Raw genomic sequence first — 20,067 nt, forward strand, 5'->3', positions numbered from 1 at the left:
GACGCGGGGTGATGTCGCCGCCGGAGGCGTGGACGAGGTGCCGGACGAATCATCGCGGGCCCAGAGGACCGCGCAATTCCAGCAGAGGGCCGACACCGGGCGGTGGCTGACCACCACGTCGACGATGTCCGCGGTGATGAGCGGGAGCAGCCGGACGGGGGCGTGCTTCAGCAGGAACCCGGCGTCGCGAGCGCGACCCGGCCCCGCTCGGGCCGGAACAGGTAAAGCAGCGTCCGGACCGGGTGTTCGCCCCGGTAGCGGTGGCTCAGCGGTCCCCGGTGCAGCACCACGGTTACTCCTGTGGACGGACGGTTCAGGAGGGGCACACGGCCGGGACGGCGAGACCAAGGGAGGGCCGCCGCCCCGACGGGAGGCGGACCTCAGTCCGGGAGGGTCCGGGCGTGCGGGTCCCAGCCGACCGGCAGTGGTTCGGGGACGGCGCACCGACTGTGCACCGGGACCGGGAGTTTGGAGTCGGCGGCAGTGTTGATCGCCGTCATCACCTCCAGGACGTGGAAGGCGAGGTCGCCGGTGGCGCGGTGCGCCGTCCCGGAGCGGATGGCCCGAGCCAGGTCGAGCACGCCCGTGCCGCGTCCCGCGCGCGTGCCCTCGACCGGCAGGTGCCGCCGTGGGCCGCCGTCCTCGACGGCCGTCGTGCCGTCGAAGTGGTTCGGGTCGGGCAGCACCAAGGTGGCGTCGAGGCCGGTGACCTCGACGAAACCGAGACGCAGCAGCGGCGAGTCGAAGCTGAACACCGCTGTCGCGGAGCCGCCGCCGGAGAACTCCAGCAGCGCCGAGACATGGGTCGGCACGGTGACGTCGAACTCGGTACCGGCCCGCTCGCCGGAGCCGATCACCCGTCGGTCCCGCGAGCGGCCGCCGACCGCGCTCACCCGCTCGACCGGTCCGAAGACGTTCACCAGCGCGGTCAGGTAGTAGGGGCCCATGTCGAAGAGCGGGCCGCCGCCGGGCCGGTAGAGGAACTCCGGGCCGGGGTGCCAGGACTCCGGGCCGGGGATCTGCATCAGGCTCAGCGCGGTGAGCGGGGTGCCGATCGTGCCCGAGTGGAGGGCCCGCAGCGCGCTCTGCAGGCCGGCGCCGAGGAACGTGTCCGGGGCACCGCCCACCCGCAGCCCGGATTTCTCGGCGAGTTCCAGCAATTCCGCCGCACTGTCGGTGTCGGCGGTGAGCGGCTTCTCGTTCCAGAGGTGCTTGCCCGCACGCAGCGCGGCCGTTCCCACCGCGGCGTGGGCCGACGGTACCGTGAGGTTGACCACGATCTCGACCTCGGGGTGGGCGAGCGCCTGCTCGACGGTCCCGGCCGCGGGGACGGCGTGGGCCTCGGCCTGGGTGCGGGCGCGGTCCTGGTCCAGGTCGGCGCAGAAGAGGACCCTCAGGTCGGGGAAGGATGTCAGGTTGGCCAGGTACTGGTCGCTGATGGTGCCGCAGCCGATGACGGCGACGCCCACCGGTCCGGTGCGGTGCGGGTGCGGCCCGGTCATCGCGCGCCCTCCGTGGTGAGGTAGGTGTGGCTCTGCGCCATGGCGTCGAACACGTCCCCGGCGCACTGGTCGAGTTCGACGATGTGCCACTCGGCGGCGGGTGCGGCGGCGAGCACCGCGGGGACGGGCATCCGGCCGGCGCCGACGGCGGTGTTGGGCTGTCCGCGGTCGATGGTGATCGGACCGTCCTTGACGTGCAGGAGGCGGACCCGGTCGCCGAGCCGGCCCAGCAGGGCGGGGACGTCCTGTCCCCCGGCGGCGGCCCAGTAGGTGTCGACCTCCAGGATCGCGGCCGGGTCCAGAAGGTCGGCGAGTACTTCCAGGGCGGGGATGCCGTCGAGCAGCGTGGACAGTTCGAACTCGTGGTTGTGGTAGCCGACCCGGATGCCGTGCTCGGCCGCGGCGCGGACGGCGGTGTTGAGTTCGGCGGCGAGGGCGGCGACCGCGTCGCGGTCGGCGAACCGGTCGGGGGCGGCGTAGGGCAGGACCACGGTGTCGGCGCCGACCACGGGAAGCGCCTGGAGGATCTCGGTCTGCTGCTCGCCGGTGATCCAGGCGTGCGCGCTGCACGCCCGCAGGCCGAACTCGTCGAGGTCGGCGCGCAGTCGGTGCGGGTCGGTGAGCACGTCGTACGGTTCGACGCCGGAGTAACCCATGGCGGCGAGCCGCCGCAGGGTGTCGCGCCGGTCGGCGGTTAGGGCCCGGTCGAGGCCGTAAAGCTGGACGGCCAGCGGGGTGGTTGCGGTCACGGTGGTCAGTTCCTCCGGTGCGGTGGCAGGGGTGGCCGTCCCGCTCGCCCGGGGAGGTGCCGGCGGGACTGCGGTGCGGGACAGTTCAGCGCGGGGCGTCGCCGTGGTCCGGTACCTCCAGCTGGACGCCGCCGGCCAGCGCCGAGCGGTGGGCGACCAGTCCGGGCAGGGTGTAGCGGGCGGCGGTCCAGGCGTCGACGGGCGGCAGGTCGCCGGTGAGGCAGGCGGTGACGAAGTCGTCGGCGAGGAACTGATGGGAGCCTTCGTGGCCGTTGGGCTGCCCGGCGAATTCGGCAGGCAGCCGGCTCAGGTCGTGCGCGGGGGCAAAGCCGCTGACGAACGCGTCACGCAGCGAGGGGTCGATGTCGGCGAGCGCCTCGTCGTCGAGCCGGGTGGTCGGGACGGTCCGCATCAGCTCCTCGATGTCCTCGGCCTTCTCGCGGTCCTGCCACAGCGTGGTGGTGGCGAGCTGCTCGAAGCTGGCCTCGGTGCCGAAGAACCGGAACCGGGACTCACGCAGCGGCGACGGGTAGCCGACGCGGCGCATCTCGTTGGTGCGCACCACGCCGCCGTCGTGGGTGCGGAACAGCGCGGTGGCGTTGGAGAAGTCGTTGCCCCAGCGGCTGACCTCGCGGTCGAAGACCCCGTCGCCGCGGGTGTCGGTGACACCCAGACAGGAGACGTGGGTGACGTGGGAGCCGGTGACGGCGAGCACCCCGCCGAGGGCATGAGTGGGGTAGTGCATGGGCGGGAAGCTGGCGTCGGCCTTCCACCCGTCGCCGCCGCTGAACTTGTAGGCGTCGTAGAAGCCCAGGTCCATGTCGTGGACGTAGTCGCCCTCGGCGTAGAAGATCTCGCCGAACGCGCCTTCCCGCCGCCGCTTGCGGCAGTACACGGCGGCCGGGTTGTAGTAGCTGGTCTCGCCCATCATGTAGGTGAGCCCGGTACGGCCGACCGCCTCGACGATGGAGGCTGTTTCCTCCTCGGTCACGGCCATCGGGACGGAGGAGTAGACGTGTTTGCCGGCCGCCAGGGCCTGGACGACGAGCGGGCCGTGGGTCCAGCGCTGGGTGAAGATCGCGACGGCGTCGATGTCGGAGGCGAGCATTTCCTCGAAGGACGCGTAGGTGGTGGCGATGCGGTGCCGGGCGGCCTCGCGCTCCAGCCGCTCGGGGACGGCCTCGGTCAGACGCACGTCGTGCACGCCGGGGTGGGCCTGGAAGAGAGGGATGAACGCGCGGGCGAACTGCCCGGCACCGACGATGCCGATGCTGATGGTCACGATGGCTCCAGAATCGGTGTGCGGACGGTCAGTTCTTCTTCGCCAGGGCCTTCTCGTACTCCGCCCGCATCTGGTCGCCGCCCTGGCTCTTCCACGCCCTGCGGGCTTCGGCCAGGGCGCTGATCGGCTTGCGGCCGGTGACAACGGCGACCATCAGATCGTCGATGAGCTGCTTGAGCACCGGCGTCTTGGAGATCGCGGTCTCCGAGTACAGGTTGACGACCGGATTGGGCTCGCTGACGGGCATCGCATCGTGGAGGAAGGTCTGCGCGTCCTTGGCGACCTGGGCGGGCCGGCCGGCGAAGAAGAAGTTCAGCTCGGAGGGCTGGCACATGTACGCCATGCTGAGCTCGGAGAGCCGGGCCGCGTCGGTGGTGGGCACCGGGGCGCCGTCCTTGCCGTAGGTGAAGTGGTGGTCGGCGATGCCGTAGTTGACGAAGGTGTACTCGCTGCTGCCGAACGGCGCTGCGAAGTAGTCGCAGACCCGCAGTACTTCGCGGATCTTGTCCTTGTTGCCGCGCAGCTTGGCGGGAATGCTGTAGTACCCCCAGTAGCCGGTGTCCTGGGCGACGAGCGGCTTGCCGCCGTCGAAGCCGGGCGGCAGCATCGGCTGGAGGTCGGCGCCGGGACTGTTGCGCTGGATGACGCCGAGGTCGCCGCCTACCGAGACCATTCCGTTGAAGCCCTCGGCGTGCATGCCGATCGAGCCGTTCAGGAAGAGCTGTCGCTGCTGGTCCCAGGGCATGGTGGGGGCGTCGGGGTGGAAGGCGCCGCCGACCCACAGCTTGCGCATGTAGACGAGCATTGCCTCCCACTCGTCGGTCTCGTGGTCCTTGGTGAGAGTGCCGTCGTCGTTGAGGCGCCACGTGGACGGGACGCGGTGCATCGCGGCGAAGAAGCCGCTGTTGAGGTCGGACAGGCCCCAGGTCTTGACGCCGCCGCCGGCCGGCGAGGCCTTGGTGAACGCGGTGAGCAGCGCGTACACGTCGTCGGCGTTGCGCGGCATGTCCATACCGAGCTTCTTGCACCAGTCCTGGCGGTAGAAGGCCACGTTGTTGACCAGGGGGGTCGGCCGGGGCACGCCGAAGATGCCGCCGTCGATGGAGCTGTTGCGCCACGCCCAGTCGGGCAGCTGGGCCAGGTTCGGGTAGTCCAGGATCGCCGATCCGCCGACGTGGTCGGAGAGTTCGGTGAAGGCGCCCTGCTTGACGCTGCGGTCGATGGCGGGTGAGAAGTAGTGGTTGACGTTGAACAGGTCGGGCATGTCGCCGCTGGCGATAATGGTCTGGGCGCGGTCGCCGATGTCGGAGCCGCCGACGAGGGTGGGCTTCCAGGTCAGGTTGAGGCGCTTCTCCAGCTCCTGCCACCAGCGGTTGGAGCCGCGGCCGGGGGCCGGGGTGGTGGCCAGCTGCATCAGGGCAGTCATGGTGCCTCCGTTGCCGGGGGCCTTGGCGACGGAGGTGAACTGCTCGGCGACGGACGGGTAGCGGTCGTAGGCCGCGGGGACGCCGTGGATGGGGTCGCGGTGCTCACCGGGTATCGGGGAGGGGACCGGGCCGGCCTTGGGGGTACGGAAAGCGGCGCCGGGGGTGTGACCGCCACTTCCGCTGCCACCGCTTCCGCAGGCGGCGAGGGCGAGTCCGGCGCCGAGGCCGAGCACCCCGCCGAGCAGGGTGCGGCGGGAGGTCAGGGGGGAGGAGGTCGGCTGTCTCATGACGGGGCCTTTCCGGTGCGTCCGGGTGAGGGTGGGGTGTGGCCTGGGACGGGTCTGCCCAGGGCTGACCGCGCCGCGGCGTGCGACGTCGGTGGTGGAGGGGAAGGGGTGGATCGGCGGGTTTCAGCCCTTGATGGCGCCGACCAGGATGCCCTTGGTGAAGAACCGCTGGACGAAGGGGTAGACGATCAGGATCGGCAGGGTGGCGACCACGGTGACGGCCATCTGGAGGGTCTGCGGCTGCGGGAGCGGGCGGTTGGGATTGGGCGCGAGTTGCGTCATCGACTGCCCTTCGAGGACGTACTGCCGCAGGACCAGCTGGATCGGCCACTTCGTGGTGTCGTTGAGGTAGATCATCGCGCTGAAGAAGTCGCTCCACAGGGCGACGGCGTAGAACAGCGAGACCACCGCGAGGACCGCCTTGGAGAGAGGCAGCACGATCCGCCAGAGGATCTGCCATTCACCGGCGCCGTCGATGCGCGCCGAGTCGAGGAGCTCGGCGGGCAGTTCCATGAAGGCGTTTCGGACGACGACAAGGTTGAAGGCGTTGATGGCGCCGGGGATGATCAGCGCCCAGTAGCTGTTGAGCAGCCCGGTCTGTTTGACCATCAGGAAGTTCGGGATGATGCCCGCGCTGAACAGCATGGTGCCGAGGACGAGCCACAGCACGAAGCGCGCGCCCGGTACGTCGCGGGTACGGGTGAGGGAGTAGGCCGTGAGGACGGTCAGCACCATGGACAGCACGGTGCCGACGACGGTGACGAGGATGCTGACCACCAGCGCCCGAGTGACCAGGCCGCCCTCCAGGATGGTCTGGTAGGACTGCAACGACCAGTGCTTGGGCCACAGCAGGAGGCCGTCGCCGGCCAGGTCGTTCTGGTCACTGAGGCTGACGGCAAGGATGTAGACCATCGGGTAGAGGACGACCAGACAGATCACCGTGAGAACGAGTCCCTTGGCCGCGGCGCCGGCCCGGGAGGGACGCTCGGCCCATACGGGCCGTGCGGAAGAGTGGCGGGCCGGACGCGGCCGGTTGCCGGGGGTCGGGGCCGCCGCGCTGCGGGACCGCGGCCGGGTGGTGGTGTCGACCATCAGAAGGCCCCTTCCGATCCGGTCCGCTTGACGAGCTTGTTGGCGGCGACCACGAGTGTGGTGGCGATCACGCCCTTGAGAAGGCCCGCCGCGGTGGCGAGGCCCCAGTCCCCGCCCACCACGCCGCGGGTGTAGACGAAGGTGTCCAGGACCTGCGCGGTCTCCGCGCCGACGGTGTGCTGCTGGAGCAGGATCTGCTCGAACCCGACGGTCAGGACGTTGCCCAGTCGCAGGATCAGCATCAGCACCAGGACGCCGCGCATGCCGGGGAGGGTGACGTGCCAGATCCGGCGCCACGGCCCGGCACCGTCCGCCGCGGCCGACTCGTACAGCTGGGAGTCGATGCGGGTGATGGCGGCGAGGAAGATGATGGTGTTCCAGCCGGTGTCCTTCCAGATCACCTGGGCGGTGATCAGGGACTTGAACCAGTGCGGGTCGCTCATGATGGCCACCGACTGGGTGCCGTGATCGGCGATCAGGTTGGTCAGCAGCCCGTCGCCGCCGAGCAGTTGCTGCCAGATGGCGATGACGATCACCCAGCTGACGAAGTGCGGCAGATAGACGACGGCCTGCACCCAGCGCTTGATCCGTTCGCTCATCACGCTGTTCAGCAGTACGGCGAGCGCGATCGGTGCCGGGAAGACGAACACGATCTGGAGGAAGCTCAGCACCACCGTGTTCCTCGCCGCGGTGACCAACTGCGGATCGTCGAACATCACGGCGAAGTTGTGGAACCCGACCCACTGGCTTCCCGAAAAGCCAAGGAAGGGGGAGTAGTCCTCGAAGGCGGCGACGTTGCCCAGCAGCGGCACGTAGCAGAAGACCACGAAGTACAGCAGGCCGGGCAGCATCATCAGGTACATCGAGCGGGCCCGCCACATACGGGTGCGCAGCGACCGGGCGGGGTGGGCCTTCGGTGCGGGGCGGGCCGGGGTGCGTTCCCTCGCGACCGGTTCTACGGACATCGTCGTTCCTTCCCTGCCGGCGGCGACGGGCGCTGCCGTGCCTCGACGTGGGTGCGCAGTGCCGGTGCCCGGCGGTGCGGGCGGGGCGGGCCGGGCGGTGCGGCGGGGCGCCGGCCTGGTTTCGGCGTGGTGGCGAAACCGGTCTGCGGGTGGGTGAGGGCCGAGCGGACAGCTCCGGAAGCGGGTCCGTAGGCTATCCGCCGGTCAGGGCGGTGATCCTGACCGCAGTGAGGCTCCGCCCCAGCGACCCTGCATGTCAAGGCATCCCACAGGCTTTTCGCTGGGTTTCCGAAAATCCGATGGGCAGAGCGGCCCGGATCCCGGCTGATCGGCGCATGGAGAGCACGAACGTCCATGCCGCGCGGCCGGCGCAACGGGTCAGCGGGAGGGTGGCGCGGTGCTCCCGCGGACGATCAGGGTGGTCGCCATCTCGAGGCGCTGCGGCTCTTCGGGGGCCCGGTCGCGCTGCTGCATGAGGATGCGCACGGCCGTGCTCGCCATCGCCGCCAGCGGCTGGCGCACGGTGGTGAGCGGCGGGGCGGTCCACTGGGTGAAGGGCACGTCGTCGAAGCCGACCACGCTGAGGCCACCCGGCACGGTCAGCCCGCGTTCGGTCGCGGCCTTGATGGCACCCATGGCGAGCACGTCGTCGCAGGCGAAGACCGCTGTCGGGGGCTCGGGCAGTTCCAGCAGTTCGCTCATCAGGCGGTGGCCGGACTCCTCCTGAAAGAGCCCCGTGCGCACCAGATCGGGCTGGATGGGCAGGCCGTTGCGGGCCAGCGCCGCGTAATACCCGTCGAGCCGGGCGCGGGCGCACCAGTGCTCCGGCGGCCCGCCGAGGCAGGCGATGCGCCGGTGGCCCAGCTCGACCAGGTGCAGCGTCGCGTCGAGGCCACCCTGCCAGTTGGTCGCCCCCACCATGTGGAAGCCGGGCTGCGGCTCGCCGACCGGGTCGAGCAGGACGCACGGCACACCCGCGTCGAGCAGTTCGCGCTCGGTGGCCGTCAGCGAGTCGAGCACCACGATCAGGCCGTCGGTCCCGCGTCGAAGCACCTGGTCGATCCAGCGCGACTCGGCGACACCACGCACCTGGCGCGTGGTGATGGCCACGCTGACCCCGTGCTCGGCCGCCGCTTCGACGGCGCCTCGTGCCAGCTCCGCCGACCAGGAGCTGGACATGTTGTCGATGAGCATGTCGACGATGCCCACCTGGCGTCGCCCCTGCGACAGTTGATACCCGTGGCGGACCAACAGGCTCTGCACCTTGCTCCGGGTGAGGGCCGAGATGTCCCCCCGGCCGTTGAGCACCTTGGAGACGGTGGCCACCGAGACCCCGGCGTCCGCGGCGACGGCTGCCAGCGTGACCCGTCCGCCCCGGCCGCCGCCGGTCGTTTCCTCTGTCATGTGATCCGCAGTTCCTCTCGTGTGGCCGTGCCGGAGGCGTTCGCCGTCGGCGGGGCCGTCCTGCGGCCCTGCGGTGGCAGCCAGAGTAGCCACGGGCGATTCCCGGGCGACGTCCGGCCGTGCGCGGCTGTTGACCGCCGCTAACGGCACTTCTAGACTTCCGGCACGGAAATCTTACCGAAACTTTTCCGCGACGGTCGGGCCGGGACGGCTCGAATCCGTCCGCCGTACGTCGTTCCGGCAGCACCGGGTTCACCCGGCCGCACAGCGCCGGGACCTGGTTCCCGCACACAGCCGCGCAGCCCGGTGACGGGCCCCTGGGAGGTTCCGCGTGTTCACGCTCCCCGCAGCCACCCCTGCCCGCTACGCCGCCGCCGTCCAGGCGGTGGCGCTCCCGGTGCTCCGGTCCGCCCCGACCGTCCGGCCCGCCCGGGGCCGGGGTGCGATCCCGCCTCAGGCCCGCAGCGACCGCACCGGCATGCGCTCCCTCCCTGACCACGTCCGCGCGGATACGCGCACACCCGGCCCGCCCGGTGCGCTCCGGTCACGGGCGGCCTCGGAATTCGCGCACCAGGCAGCCGCGGTGCAGCACCCCGCCTCCGAGCGGGTCTGGCGGCTGGTCTGGTCGCTCGGCGCCCCGCCTCCGGCACGAGCCGGCGGGGGCCGGGCAGGGGTGGGCCGGCGGCCACTCCTCCCGCCGGGGGCGATCGCCCTGGTACCGCCGCACCGGTTCGACTGGATCGAGGCGGCGGCGGCGTCCACCGCACTCGGCGAGGCGGAGTTCTGCTGGCCCGGCGACCCGCCGGAGCAGGCCCAGCCCTGGGTGCGGACGCCGCGCTCCCCCGACCCGTCGCCGGTGCTGCTGGAGTACCTGCTCTGGCTGGGCACCGCGCGCCCGAACCGCTGGCGGGAGCTGGCCGCGCAGTCCCTGTGGATGGTGCTGTCCGTCCTGCTGGAGGGCTGCCCGTCGGCCGCACCGCCGGTGGGGAGCAGCGCCGGGCAGCCCGGCGCTCCCGCACCGCGAACCACCGGTCAGCCGCCGATGCGCACCGACGGGCGCCGGCCCGAGGAACAGGTCGGGCCCGCGCGGCCGGAGCTGGCCGCCGCCCTTCGCTACGTCCGGGACGCCTGGCAGGAGGGCCCGCGCCCGCTGACCCTGGTGGAGCTGGCCGACGCCGCCGCGGTCTCGCGGGGGCACTTCGCCCGGATGTTCCAGGCGCACTTCGGCATCGGCGCGATCACGGCGCTCGAGCAGGTACGGCTCGCGCACGCTGAAAGACTCCTGGCGGCAGGGGAGTTGAACGTCTCCCAGGTCGCCCGCGCCTGCGGCTTCGCAGATCCGCTGCACTTCTCACGCCGTTTCCGGGCCACCCACGGGCTGGCCCCGCAGGTCTTCCGCCGTACGCCGGAGGCCGCCGTCCGGCGCTGCGACAGTCCGGCGGTACGGGCGCTGGTGCGGCTGACCGGCATCTGAGCGCCGCGCGTACGGCGGAAACCACGAGGCCGCCGTCCTCCCAGGACATCCGGGAGGGACGGCGGCCAGTGGCGTTGCGCAGGTGCGTCAGGAGACGTCGACGCTGTAGTTCCAGGTGTGCGTGGTGCCCGAGCCGTGCCAGATCTCGTGACCGGCCTGGACGCTGACCAGGTAGAGGTTGGGGTCGAGCCAGCCGGCGTTCTGGGAGTGGTCCATGAACTCGCGCAGGTTCAGGTTGGACACGCTCCATGTCTGGTTGGTGCGTACGTAGCTGATGACCTGCCAGGAGCCCTGGCTGCGGTAGACGTCCCAGCTCGCGCCGCCGATCGACACGTTGCCGACCTTGTCCGCGGAGTTCGGGATGGCGCCGTCGCTGTAGTTGAGGAAGATCATCACCTCGTTCTGCGGCTGGCTGCTCGGGTTCTGCGAGGGGTCGACCCACAGGTCGTAGATCGAGTCGCCCTTCCAGTCGCTGGCGTTGACCTCGAAGTCCCAGTTGGTGACGATCTGGTGCTCGTCGCCGAGGCGCACGGGGAAGCCGCCGTGGTCGGGGTTGGCGTATCCCCACTGCCAGCCGCTGACGACGGACGGCCACGCCTTGATGTGCCATTCGTCGTCGGCGATGTTGCTGTTGTTGTACCAGTTGAAGCTGGAGTACCAGTTGTTGCCGAGTTCGGTGTCCGAGTGCGAGACGCACTGGTTGCCGTACCCCCAGCCGTTGTAGGTGTTGCCCCACTCGCTGTTGTGGGCGTAGTACTTGCCGTACATGATCGTGCCCTCGACGTCGCAGTTCTGCACGGTGGCGGCCTGGGCGGGGGCGGCGGCGACGCCGATCAGCAGGGCGGCGGCCAGCACGGCCGTGGCGGCGCCGCGGCGGGTTCGGACGAAGCGGTGCAGGAGGTTCACGGTGGCTCCCTGGGTCCGTGGAGTGGGTGGGACCGGGCGGGGTGCGGCGGTGGTGGGGTTCCGCGGCTGCGGCTCGCCCCGCTCGATCGGCCATCAGGATGGCCCGATCCCGGACGCGTTCCCATGACGAATGGGCACGCCCACATGGACGATGGTGTGTTCCTGAGGCCGTCTCAGCGGGCGCGGTCCTCCAGCAGCCAGGTGACGGCGGTGACGCCGCGCGGGTAGTAGCGGCTGCCCGCGGCGACGCCGGAGATCATCTGGTCGCTCCAGGACCAGCGTGACTCTGTGGGGTGGCGAAGCCAGTCGGCGTGGGCGCGGTCGGCGGCGGTCATGTCGGCGTCGTCGGGAAGGCCCAGCAGCTCCCGGGCGGCGTACTGGCACAGGTAGATCTTCGAGAGCCAGGAGTTGTCGCTGGTCTCGGAGAGCTTCCAGCCCCCGTCCGGGAAACGGCACCGGCCGGGGCCGAGGACGGCCAGCAGATGGCGGCGGAGCGCGGCGGTGAGCTCCGGTTCGCTGCGCACGTCGGTGCCGGTGAGGTGGGCTAGGGCCAGTCCCTCGACGACCGGGATGATACGGGCGCCGTCCGGTTCGTCGAGCAGCGCCGGCACCGTGCCGTCCGGGCCCACGGAGGCCAACAGGGCCTTGACCGCGCGTCCGGCACGGAAAGCGGCCTCGGCGGCCGCCTCCGTGTCGCCGAGGGCGTGCAGGGTGCGCTCCAGCCAGCGGTAGGCGGCCCAGCCCTTGACGGCCAGGTAGGCGCTGGAGCGGGCCTGGCCGAGCGAGGTGTCGAGGCTGTCGTAGGTGGTGATCTCCGCTCCCCCGGCCACCAGGTCGGAATCCACGGTCTGGACGCCGTTCGCGCCCGGGTCCCGGGCCAGCATGCTGTCCAGGCAGGCGCGCAGGGTCGGGGCGTGGGCGGCGCACCAGCCGGTGTCGCCGGTGGCGGTGTAGACGGCGGCGGCCAGCACCCAGTTGAGCAGTTGTTCGCCGGTCATGTAGGAGAAGCAGTCGGACAGGCCCGGACGCTCGTAGGAAGAGCGGCCGTGCGGGGACCAGACGTTGGCGACGCCCATGTCGTGGGTGAAGCTGATCCCGTAGCGGTCGGTGTAGCTGTAGTGGGCGAGGTGGCGCTCCAGCACGTTGCGCAGCGTCCACGGGTGCTGGCGGGCTTCGAAGAAGGAGTGGTCCACGGTGAGGTCGAGGGTGTTCATCATCCGGAACTCGCCCTCGTTGACAACCCAGACGGGCCGGCCCTCGGCATCCTCCAGCAATTCGGTGCTGCCGTAGTAGCTGCGGATCGCGAGCGCCAGCATGAACGCGCGGTCCTCGCTCAGCGCGGCCGCGCCGAGCGCGTCGCATGCCCGGCGCCACTCGTCCCGCAGGGTGTCGAACTCGGTCAGGGCGGTGGCGGCGACTGCCTCCAGGCCCGGGTAGTAGCGGTTGTAGAGGTATCGGCAGCGCTCGGGGGCGGTCAGGTACTCGGCGGTGTGGAAGCACAGCGCGAGCCGGTGGGTGCGGCGCTCGCCCGGCGGTACTTCGAAGACCAGCAGCCCGGTCTGGCCGAGACCGAAGCCGTCGCCCGGGTGGCGGCCGTCACTGAGGATGAACGGGATGTCGAAGCCGATCGCGGTGCGGGCGCCGGGGGCGTCGGTGGCGATCGCGGTCCTGGTGCCCTCGCCGATCCCGGTGAAGCCGGGGCCCTCGACGACGCGCATCCCCGCGTACGGGTCGGAGCCCGCGTAACCGACGAAGGCGCGCAGCGGCCTGCTGCCGCCGGTGTTGTCGACGGTGAACTCGGCCAGCACGGCGGGCAGCACGGCGCGGCGCAGTGCCTCGTCAGGGGCGGTCCCGGGTTCGGGCAGCGTGCCGAGCGGCGAGTGGACGGCGAAGTCCAGCGGGCCGGCCGTCCAGCGGTCGGTCACCGGGTCGAGGACCCGCCGGACCTGGTCGGCAGCCAGTGCGCTCAGCGGTCCGGCGGGCGCCGGGGGGCGGCCCTCCTCGCCGCCCTGGAAGCGGGCGAGTTGGTCGTCCTGGTCGACCGCGTAGAACGGCAGCGCGCGGTAGGTGCCGCTGCCGGGGGCGTCCTCGACGGCGACGTAGACGTTCTGTCCGGCCGGTCCGGCCAGGCCGAGGCCGAGACCGCCGTGCGGGCCGGGGTGTCCGAGGGTGAAGGAGGCGTGTGCTCCCATCGGGCTGTGCTGGACGTTGGTGATGTCCACGGTGGTGCGCTCCTGGGGAGGCGGGCCGGCCGGTGCGGGCGGGCGCCCCGGCCGACGGCTGAGGTAGGGGGCGGTTTTCGCGTGAGGAGGGCGGTTCAGCCGGCCAGCAGCGGGGCGCGTGTGCGACGGGCGATCTCCAGACCGGTCTCGGTGCGGTGGCGGTCGCCGGACCAGACGGGGTCCTCGTGCTCGACGGAGAGCACCCCGTCGTAGCCGCCCTCGTCCAGGGTGTCGACGATGCGGCGCAGGTGGGCGTGGACCCGGACGCGTTCCTCGGGGTCGGGGTGCAGCGGATTGTCGTGGTGGGCGAGCGAGGAAGGCGTGATGCCGTGCCGGTGGAGGAGTTCCGCGACCTGTTCGGCTTCGGCCCGGTCGAAGGATTCGGCGGCCAGGTGGGAGGCGGTGAACGGGCGGTTGCCGGTGGCGGGCCAGGCGGCTGCCTCCAGGGCCCGGTAGCCGTGGTCGGCGGCACAGGCGGCGAGCTCTGGCAGTGGCACGTCGGGTAGGCAGGCGGTCAGGAAGCCGAGCTTCATGCGGGGACCTCCGTGAAGGTGCCGTGCACTGCGGACGCGGTGACGGCGGCACTGATGCGGGCGGCGCGCAGGCCGTCCGCGAAGGTGGGGAGTCCGACGGCGGGGCGGCCGTCGAGGGCGGCGCACACGTCGGTGACGAAGTCCTCGAAGCAGGTGCGGTAGCCCTGCGGGTGGCCCGCGGGCAGCGGGTCGAAGCGGCTGGCGTGCGCGCTGTGCAGCGCGGGGTCGCGCCGCAGCACGGTGGTGGCGTCGCGGCCTCCGATCCACAGCTGTTCGGGGTCCTCCTGGTCGAACGCGGAGGAGCGGTCGGGGCCGTCGAAACTCACTGGGACGGAGGGTTTGCCTGCGCGGCGATGGCGGCGAGCTCTTCCTCGGTGAAGGCCAGGTTCCGGACCGCCGCCACGTTGTCCTCGAGCTGGGCGGCGCTGCTCGCACCGACCAGCGCGGAGGTGACGCGGGCTCCGCGCAGCACCCAGGCGATGGCCATCTGGGCGAGGCTCTGCCCCCGGGAGCGGGCGATGTCGTCCAGCGCGCCGATTCTGGCCCGGGTCTCGTCCTTGATGTTCGACACGGACAGAAAGGGGCTGGGGCCTGCGGCCCGGGAGCCGGCCGGGACGCCCGTCAGGTAACGGTCCGTCAGCAGGCCCTGGGCGAGTGGGGAGAACGCGACCGAGCCGACGGCCAACTCGTCCAGGGTGTCGAGCAGCCCGTCCTCCACCCACTGGTTGAAGATCGAGTACGAGGGCTGGTGGAGCAGCAGCGGCACGCCGAGGTCGGCCAGCGCCCGGGCGGCCGTGCGGGTCTGCTCGGGCGAGTAGTTGGAGACGCCGACGTACAGGGCCTTGCCCTGCTGGACGGCCGTGGCAAGGGCACCCATGGTCTCCTCGATCGGGGTGTCCGGGTCCGGCCGGTGCGAGTAGAACACGTCGACCCGGTCGGTCCCCAGGCGGCGCAGACTCTGGTCGAGGCCGGTGAGCACGTGTTTGCGCGAACCCCACTCGCCGTACGGGCCGGGCCACATGTGGTAGCCGGCCTTGGTGGAGACGAGGAGTTCGTCGCGGTGGTGGCGCAGGTCGTCGGCGAGAATGCGGCCGAGGTTCTCCTCGGCGGCGCCTGCGGGCGGCCCGTAGTTGTCGGCGAGGTCGAAGTGCGTGATGCCGAGGTCGAAGGCCCGCCGGATCACCGAGCGTTGGGTCTCGAAGGGGGTGTTCGCCCCGAAGTTGTGCCACAGGCCGAGCGAGATGGCCGGCAGCAGCAGGCCGCTGCGTCCGGCCCGGCGGTAGGGCATGGAGTGGTAACGGGCGGGATCGGGGGTGTGGAACACGGGTTTCCCTCGGTCGGTTACGGAAGGCGGAGGGGTGGGTGGCCGGCCCGCGTGTGCATGCTGGTCTTCGCGGAGGAAACGGCACCCTACGGCCGGAACAGGGCGGCGTAGTCGGTGAGTTCGGTGCCGTCCGCACGCACGGCGGACCACAGCGCGCGATCGGTGAGCAGCCGGCGGTCGGCGTCGCGGACAGTGCCCACGCCGCCGTCCGGGAAGCCGGTACCGCGCAGCGCTTGCAGGGAGGCGTCGTCGTGGCCGGGATGGGTGATCAGCACGTGCAGGCCGGGTCGGGTCCGCCGGAGCACGGCCCGCAGATCGGCGCCGGCCGGAACGGGGAGCGCCGGGACCAGACGGTCGGCGTCGATCAGGCCCTGCTCGGCGGCGACCGCGCGGACGGCCTCGCCGGCGCCCGCGACCCAGCCGACACCCATGTGCTGGTCGAGGTAGCGCACCGGCAGACCCCACTCGCGGGCCCGGTCGAGTTGGGCGGTGATCTCGGCGGCGGCTTCGCGCGGGTCGACGCCGCCGCGCGCGTGCAACTCGTCCGCGGTGCGCGGCAGGAAGCCGTCGCGGTCCAGCAGCGAGGGGACGGCACGGGCCGGGAGCACCGGCCGCCAGCGCGGCCGCTCCCATTCACTGGTCAGGGTGACGTGCAGGCCGTGGACGACGCCGGGCAGCGGGGCGATCAGGGCGGCGGCGTGGACGGCGGCCGGCCCGGGGACCATCAGCGAGACGCTGCGGGCCGCCGGGCCGCGCAGGGCCTGGACGACGGCCTGGTTCACGCTCTCGCTCAGCCCGGCGTCGTCCACTCGCACCACCAGCCGGATCCGCTGCCCGGTCCCGTCCACCCGCTGCTCCGTCCCGCGGCCCGTCGGCGGGCCGCTCCCTCCAGCCTGGGCGCTCCGGCGGGCGATCGTCCATGACGGATGGGCACTGGGTCATGGACGACCGTCACGTGTGGGGTGTCCGGTGGCGGGGCAGGCCCGGTCGCCTTGGACGAAGCCATTGCCGCCGGTGTGGTGCCGGTCTCCTGAGCGGGCGAATGAGCATGTGCGCCTCCGTGTCCGTGGTGCGGCGGTGTGCCCGGGTCTCTCGGCAGTCGAAACCCGCGGCGTAGGAACGGGCCGGTTCGGTCGACGCGGTCTGGGACGCCCGCCCCATGGACGGCCGTGACCGGCCCGGCCCGTGCGGCGCTCGGCGGCCGCGGAATATGGACGACCGTGCGCAGTCGGGTTCCGCGCCTCCTGCTGTGCACGGCCCCCGACTACGGTGAGCGCACGTCACCGCACCCCGCAGCCCCACCCGGGCTCCCCCGTCGCCGACGCCGCGGGCACCCGGTGCTGGCACCGGCTGCGGGCTCCCCCGCCTTCGCGCCCAGCACCCTCGAGGTCCCCGTGTTCACCGACCTTCCCCTGGCAAAACTGCACGGCTACCGCTTCGACGGCGCCGAGCCCGACGACTTCGACGCCTTCTGGGCGAAGACACTGGCGGAGTCCCGCGCCGCGGCCGCTCCGCCCGTGTTGCGGCGCGTCGACAACGGCCTGGTCCACGTCGACACCTTCGACGTCACCTTCTCCGGTTTCGCCGGCCAGCCCGTCCGCGCCTGGCTCTGGCTGCCGCGCGGGGTGCGGCGGCCGCTTCCGGCCGTCGTGGAGTACCTCGGCTACGGCTGCGCCCGGGGCTCCGCCCTGCGCCCCACCCTGTGGTCCTCGCTCGGCTACGCCCACCTGCTCATGGACAGCCGCGGCCAGTCCAGCGCCTACGGAGCGGCCGACACCCCGGACGGGGACGTTGAGCCGCAGACCGGCGGGGTGCTCACCCGAGGTCTGGCCGGCCCCGAGTACCACTACTACCGGCGCCTGTTCACCGACGCTGTCCGGGCCGTCGACTCTGTCGCCGCCCTGGACGAAGTGGACCCCGACCGGATCGCGGTCGTCGGCGGCAGCCAGGGCGGCGGGATCGCGATCGCCGTCGCCGGGCTGCGCTCCGGCCTGGCCGGGGCCTGCGTCGACGTGCCGTTCCTGTGCCACTTCCGGCGCGCCACCCAGATCACCGACTCTCACCCCTACCGGGAGATCACCGACTACCTCCAGGGCCGACCCGCTGAGGTGGAGCGGGTCTTCGACACGCTTTCCTACCTGGACGGCGCCAACCACGCCGCTCGAGCCACCGCCCCGGTGCGGTTCTCCGTCGCCCTGATGGACCCGGTCTGTCCGCCGTCCACCGTCTTCGCCGCCTACCACCGCTGGGGAGAGCGCACCGGCGGCGCCGACAAGGACATCAGGGTCTGGGAGTACGCCGCCCACGAGGGCGGTGGCGACCACCAACTCGCCGAGCACGTCGTATTCATGGCGGCCGTCACCGGACACCGCACGCCCTGAGGGCCGCCCCGCACCGACCCACCCAGGAGCACCACATGACCACCAAGTCGACCATTGGCACGGGATGGCGCCTCACCCTCACCGGCCCGCACCCCGACGCGCCCGCCGACATGCACGGACGCATCGTGCCCGCCACCGTCCCGGGCTGCGTTCACACCGACCTGCTCACCGCGGGCCTGCTCGCCGACCCGTACGTCGGCCTGAACGAGGCCGAACAGCACTGGATCGGCCGCTCGGACTGGACGTGGAGCACCTCGTTCGACCTCCCGCACGCGGGTGGCGCGACCCGGCACGAACTGGTCTTCCACGGCCTGGACACTGTCGCCGAGGTCAGCGTGAACGGGCACGTGGTGGGCCGCACCGCGAACATGCACCGTACCTATGGCTTCGACGTCTCCGAGTGGGTGCGCCCGACCGGCAACGAACTGGAGGTGCGGATCAGTTCGGTGTACGCCTACACGGACGCCCGCCGGGCCGAGTCAGGCGAACTGCCGACCACCTACGACGAGCCCTTCAACCACGTCCGCAAGATGGCCGCCAACTTCGGCTGGGACTGGGGGCCGACCCTTGTCACCGCGGGCATCTGGAAGCCGGTCGAGCTGCTCAGCTGGAGCGGCGCACGGCTGGAGTCCGTCCGGCCCGCCGTCGCCGTCGCACGCCCCGGCCAGGACGGTCCCGTGACGGTCACCGCGCAGGTCGCCGTCCGCCGCGCCCCCGACGCACCGTCGGACGAGTTGTTGCTGACCGCGACCGTAGCCGGTCAGCGCGCCGCCGTCCGGGTCCCCGTCGGCGCCGACACCGCCGAACTCACCGTCGACGTACCCGACGCCCGCCTGTGGTGGCCGATTGGCCTGGGCGGACAGCCTCTCTACGACCTCACGGTGGAACTGAACGACAGCCAGGGTCCTGCCGACCGCTGGTCTCGCCGAATAGGCATGCGCACCACCTCCCTGCACACCGCACCGGACCGGGCGGGAACGCCGTTCGAGATCCTCGTCAACGGCGTTCACGTACCAGTCCGTGGCGTCAACTGGATCCCCGACGACTGCTTCGTCTCCCGACTTGGCCGGGACGACTACGCAGCCGCGCTCGACCACGCCGTGGAGGCGAACGTCAACCTGCTGCGGGTGTGGGGCGGCGGCATCTACGAGAAGGACGAGTTCTACGACCTGTGCGACGAGCGTGGCCTGCTGGTGTGGCAGGACTTCCTGTTCGCCTGCGCGACCTACAGCGAGGAGGAGCCGCTGCGCGGCGAGGTGCTTGCCGAGGCCCGCGACAACGTCACCCGGCTCGCCCCGCACCCCAGCCTGGTGCTGTGGAACGGCAACAACGAGAACCTGTGGGGGTTCCGCGACTGGGGCTGGCCCGAGATCGTCGGCGACCGCTCGTGGGGGCACGGCTACTACACCGACCTGCTGCCCGGGGTCGTCGCCGAACTCGACCCGACCCGACCGTACTGGCCCGGCAGCCCGTACTCCGGTGCACCGGACCTGCACCCGAACGACCCGCTGCACGGGCCGATCCACATCTGGGACGTATGGAACGAACGCGACTGGACCGCCTACGCCGAGTACCAGCCGCGCTTCGTCGCCGAGTTCGGCTTCCAGGGGCCAGCCTGCTGGCCCACCGTGCGGCGCGCGATCAACGACGGACCCCCGGCCCCGACCGGACCGGTCGCGGACGCGCACCAGAAGGCGAAGGACGGGGTGGCGAAACTGCAGCGCGGTGTCCTGCCGCACCTGCCCGGCCGTCGCCGCAAGGACCCCGAGCAGGAGATGGCCGACTGGATCTACCTCGCTCAGCTCAACCAGGCACGGGCCGTCCGCTTCGGCGTCGACCACCTTCGCGGCCAGTGGCCGAGGTGCTCCGGCACCATACTGTGGCAGCTCAACGACTGCTGGCCGGTCGCCTCGTGGGCGACCGTCGACGGCGACGGCCACCGCAAGCTCGCGTGGTATGCGCTGCGCGCCGCCTACCGGCCCCGGCATGGCGCCGTGTCGCAGGCCGCCGGCCGCCGGCCCTTCGTGCGGCTCACCAACAACGGCGGCAATCCGTGGCGGACCAAGATCACCGTCCAGGTCCACACGGTGGCCGGCGAGCCGCTCTCCCAGGACGTCCACCCGGTGGCCCTGCCGGTCGGCGCGACCGCCTCCCTGCCGGTCGAACTGCCGGTCGGCGACGCCGCGCTGGTGGTGACGGTCCGGGACGGCGCGCAGGTCCTCGACCGACTCCTCACCGCGGAGGACATCACCGCCGACCTGCCCGCCGCGCGCCTCTCCGTGATCACCGAGGCGGCCCCGGACGGCGTCCGTGTTCGCGTCACGGCCCACACCTTCCTGCGAGACGTGGTGCTGCACGCGGACCGGCTCGACGACGATGCGTACGTCGACGAGCAGATGGTCACCCTGCTCCCCGGCGAGGAGCACGTCTTCCACGTAGACACCACGGCGCCGGCCGACGACCCCCGCTGGCAGCACCCGCTGACCGTGCGCTGCGTCAACGACCTGCTCGGGTCCTGA

General features: G+C 71.8%; 16 protein-coding genes and 1 pseudogene. 3 read left to right on the plus strand and 14 right to left on the minus strand.

Features of this window, described 5'->3' with window-relative positions; all coding sequences use genetic code 11:
* Positions 1–63 precede the first annotated feature (63 nt).
* The 8 genes and pseudogenes from ACIRQ9_RS32200 to ACIRQ9_RS32235 all read right to left on the minus strand — a co-directional run.
* A pseudogene (locus tag ACIRQ9_RS32200) lies at positions 64–290 on the minus strand (ABC transporter ATP-binding protein); the annotation flags it as partial.
* Between the two features lie 90 nt (positions 291–380).
* Entirely contained in the window at positions 381–1,502 is a 1,122-nt protein-coding gene (locus ACIRQ9_RS32205) for a Gfo/Idh/MocA family protein (protein ID WP_404181411.1), read from the minus strand.
* A complete protein-coding gene (locus tag ACIRQ9_RS32210; RefSeq protein WP_404181414.1) occupies positions 1,499–2,251 on the minus strand; it encodes a sugar phosphate isomerase/epimerase family protein in 753 nt (250 codons plus the stop codon). The genes ACIRQ9_RS32205 and ACIRQ9_RS32210 overlap by 4 nt, the downstream gene beginning before the upstream one ends.
* A gap of 85 nt (positions 2,252–2,336) precedes the next feature.
* Positions 2,337–3,533: a Gfo/Idh/MocA family protein gene (locus tag ACIRQ9_RS32215; protein WP_404181417.1), complete on the minus strand. Its 1,197-nt coding sequence runs from the start codon at positions 3,531–3,533 to the stop codon at positions 2,337–2,339.
* A 28-nt stretch (positions 3,534–3,561) separates the two neighbouring features.
* Complete coding sequence (locus ACIRQ9_RS32220; RefSeq protein WP_404181420.1) at positions 3,562–5,247, minus strand: extracellular solute-binding protein; 1,686 nt, start codon at positions 5,245–5,247, stop codon at positions 3,562–3,564.
* Between the two features lie 123 nt (positions 5,248–5,370).
* Positions 5,371–6,339, minus strand: a complete 969-nt coding sequence (locus ACIRQ9_RS32225) for a carbohydrate ABC transporter permease (protein ID WP_404181423.1) — start codon at positions 6,337–6,339, stop codon at positions 5,371–5,373.
* A complete protein-coding gene (locus tag ACIRQ9_RS32230) occupies positions 6,339–7,304 on the minus strand; it encodes an ABC transporter permease (protein ID WP_404181426.1) in 966 nt (321 codons plus the stop codon). Before ACIRQ9_RS32230 ends, ACIRQ9_RS32225 begins: the two co-directional genes overlap by 1 nt.
* A gap of 378 nt (positions 7,305–7,682) precedes the next feature.
* Positions 7,683–8,708 (minus strand): LacI family DNA-binding transcriptional regulator, encoded by a 1,026-nt coding sequence (locus tag ACIRQ9_RS32235; protein WP_404181429.1) that lies wholly within the window; start codon positions 8,706–8,708, stop codon positions 7,683–7,685.
* A gap of 331 nt (positions 8,709–9,039) precedes the next feature.
* On the opposite strand from ACIRQ9_RS32235, the gene ACIRQ9_RS32240 reads away from it, so the two are divergent.
* Positions 9,040–10,182: a helix-turn-helix transcriptional regulator gene (locus ACIRQ9_RS32240; protein ID WP_404181433.1), complete on the plus strand. Its 1,143-nt coding sequence runs from the start codon at positions 9,040–9,042 to the stop codon at positions 10,180–10,182.
* Positions 10,183–10,269: 87 nt separating this feature from the next.
* Here the strand turns inward: ACIRQ9_RS32240 and ACIRQ9_RS32245 are convergent, their stop codons facing one another.
* The 6 genes from ACIRQ9_RS32245 to ACIRQ9_RS32270 all read right to left on the minus strand — a co-directional run bounded on the left by ACIRQ9_RS32245 (position 10,270) and on the right by ACIRQ9_RS32270 (position 16,015).
* A complete protein-coding gene (locus ACIRQ9_RS32245) occupies positions 10,270–11,088 on the minus strand; it encodes a hypothetical protein (RefSeq protein WP_404181436.1) in 819 nt (272 codons plus the stop codon).
* 173 nt (positions 11,089–11,261) lie between these two features.
* On the minus strand, positions 11,262–13,310 hold the full coding sequence (locus tag ACIRQ9_RS32250; RefSeq protein WP_404181439.1) for a glycoside hydrolase family 52 protein: 2,049 nt from the start codon (positions 13,308–13,310) through the stop codon (positions 11,262–11,264).
* Positions 13,311–13,405: 95 nt separating this feature from the next.
* The gene (locus ACIRQ9_RS32255) at positions 13,406–13,843 is read right to left on the minus strand and encodes a sugar phosphate isomerase/epimerase family protein (RefSeq protein ID WP_404181442.1); all 438 of its coding nucleotides are present in this window, start codon (positions 13,841–13,843) and stop codon (positions 13,406–13,408) included.
* A complete protein-coding gene (locus tag ACIRQ9_RS32260; protein ID WP_404181445.1) occupies positions 13,840–14,169 on the minus strand; it encodes a hypothetical protein in 330 nt (109 codons plus the stop codon). The genes ACIRQ9_RS32255 and ACIRQ9_RS32260 overlap by 4 nt, the downstream gene beginning before the upstream one ends.
* A complete protein-coding gene (locus tag ACIRQ9_RS32265; RefSeq protein WP_404181656.1) occupies positions 14,166–15,131 on the minus strand; it encodes an aldo/keto reductase in 966 nt (321 codons plus the stop codon). Before ACIRQ9_RS32265 ends, ACIRQ9_RS32260 begins: the two co-directional genes overlap by 4 nt.
* 122 nt (positions 15,132–15,253) lie before the next feature.
* The gene (locus ACIRQ9_RS32270) at positions 15,254–16,015 is read right to left on the minus strand and encodes a ChbG/HpnK family deacetylase (RefSeq protein WP_404181448.1); all 762 of its coding nucleotides are present in this window, start codon (positions 16,013–16,015) and stop codon (positions 15,254–15,256) included.
* A gap of 546 nt (positions 16,016–16,561) precedes the next feature.
* On the opposite strand from ACIRQ9_RS32270, the gene ACIRQ9_RS32275 reads away from it, so the two are divergent.
* A complete protein-coding gene (locus ACIRQ9_RS32275; RefSeq protein ID WP_404181451.1) occupies positions 16,562–17,548 on the plus strand; it encodes an acetylxylan esterase in 987 nt (328 codons plus the stop codon).
* Between the two features lie 35 nt (positions 17,549–17,583).
* On the plus strand, positions 17,584–20,067 hold the full coding sequence (locus tag ACIRQ9_RS32280; protein WP_404181454.1) for a glycosyl hydrolase 2 galactose-binding domain-containing protein: 2,484 nt from the start codon (positions 17,584–17,586) through the stop codon (positions 20,065–20,067).

Source organism: Streptomyces sp. NPDC101237 (genome assembly GCF_044767465.1).
Lineage (GTDB): Bacteria > Actinomycetota > Actinomycetes > Streptomycetales > Streptomycetaceae > Streptomyces > Streptomyces gramineus.

Excerpts from the sequence above, each read along its gene's own strand:
- ACIRQ9_RS32205 (WP_404181411.1), bottom strand. The coding sequence starts at position 1,502 with ATGACCGGGCCGCACCCGCACCGCACCGGACCGGTGGGCGTCGCCGTC.
- ACIRQ9_RS32220 (WP_404181420.1), bottom strand. The coding sequence starts at position 5,247 with ATGAGACAGCCGACCTCCTCCCCCCTGACCTCCCGCCGCACCCTGCTC.
- ACIRQ9_RS32225 (WP_404181423.1), bottom strand. The coding sequence starts at position 6,339 with ATGGTCGACACCACCACCCGGCCGCGGTCCCGCAGCGCGGCGGCCCCG.
- ACIRQ9_RS32230 (WP_404181426.1), bottom strand. The coding sequence starts at position 7,304 with ATGTCCGTAGAACCGGTCGCGAGGGAACGCACCCCGGCCCGCCCCGCA.
- ACIRQ9_RS32235 (WP_404181429.1), bottom strand. The coding sequence starts at position 8,708 with ATGACAGAGGAAACGACCGGCGGCGGCCGGGGCGGACGGGTCACGCTG.
- ACIRQ9_RS32255 (WP_404181442.1), bottom strand. The coding sequence starts at position 13,843 with ATGAAGCTCGGCTTCCTGACCGCCTGCCTACCCGACGTGCCACTGCCA.
- ACIRQ9_RS32265 (WP_404181656.1), bottom strand. The coding sequence starts at position 15,131 with ATGCCCTACCGCCGGGCCGGACGCAGCGGCCTGCTGCTGCCGGCCATC.
- ACIRQ9_RS32280 (WP_404181454.1), top strand. The coding sequence starts at position 17,584 with ATGACCACCAAGTCGACCATTGGCACGGGATGGCGCCTCACCCTCACC.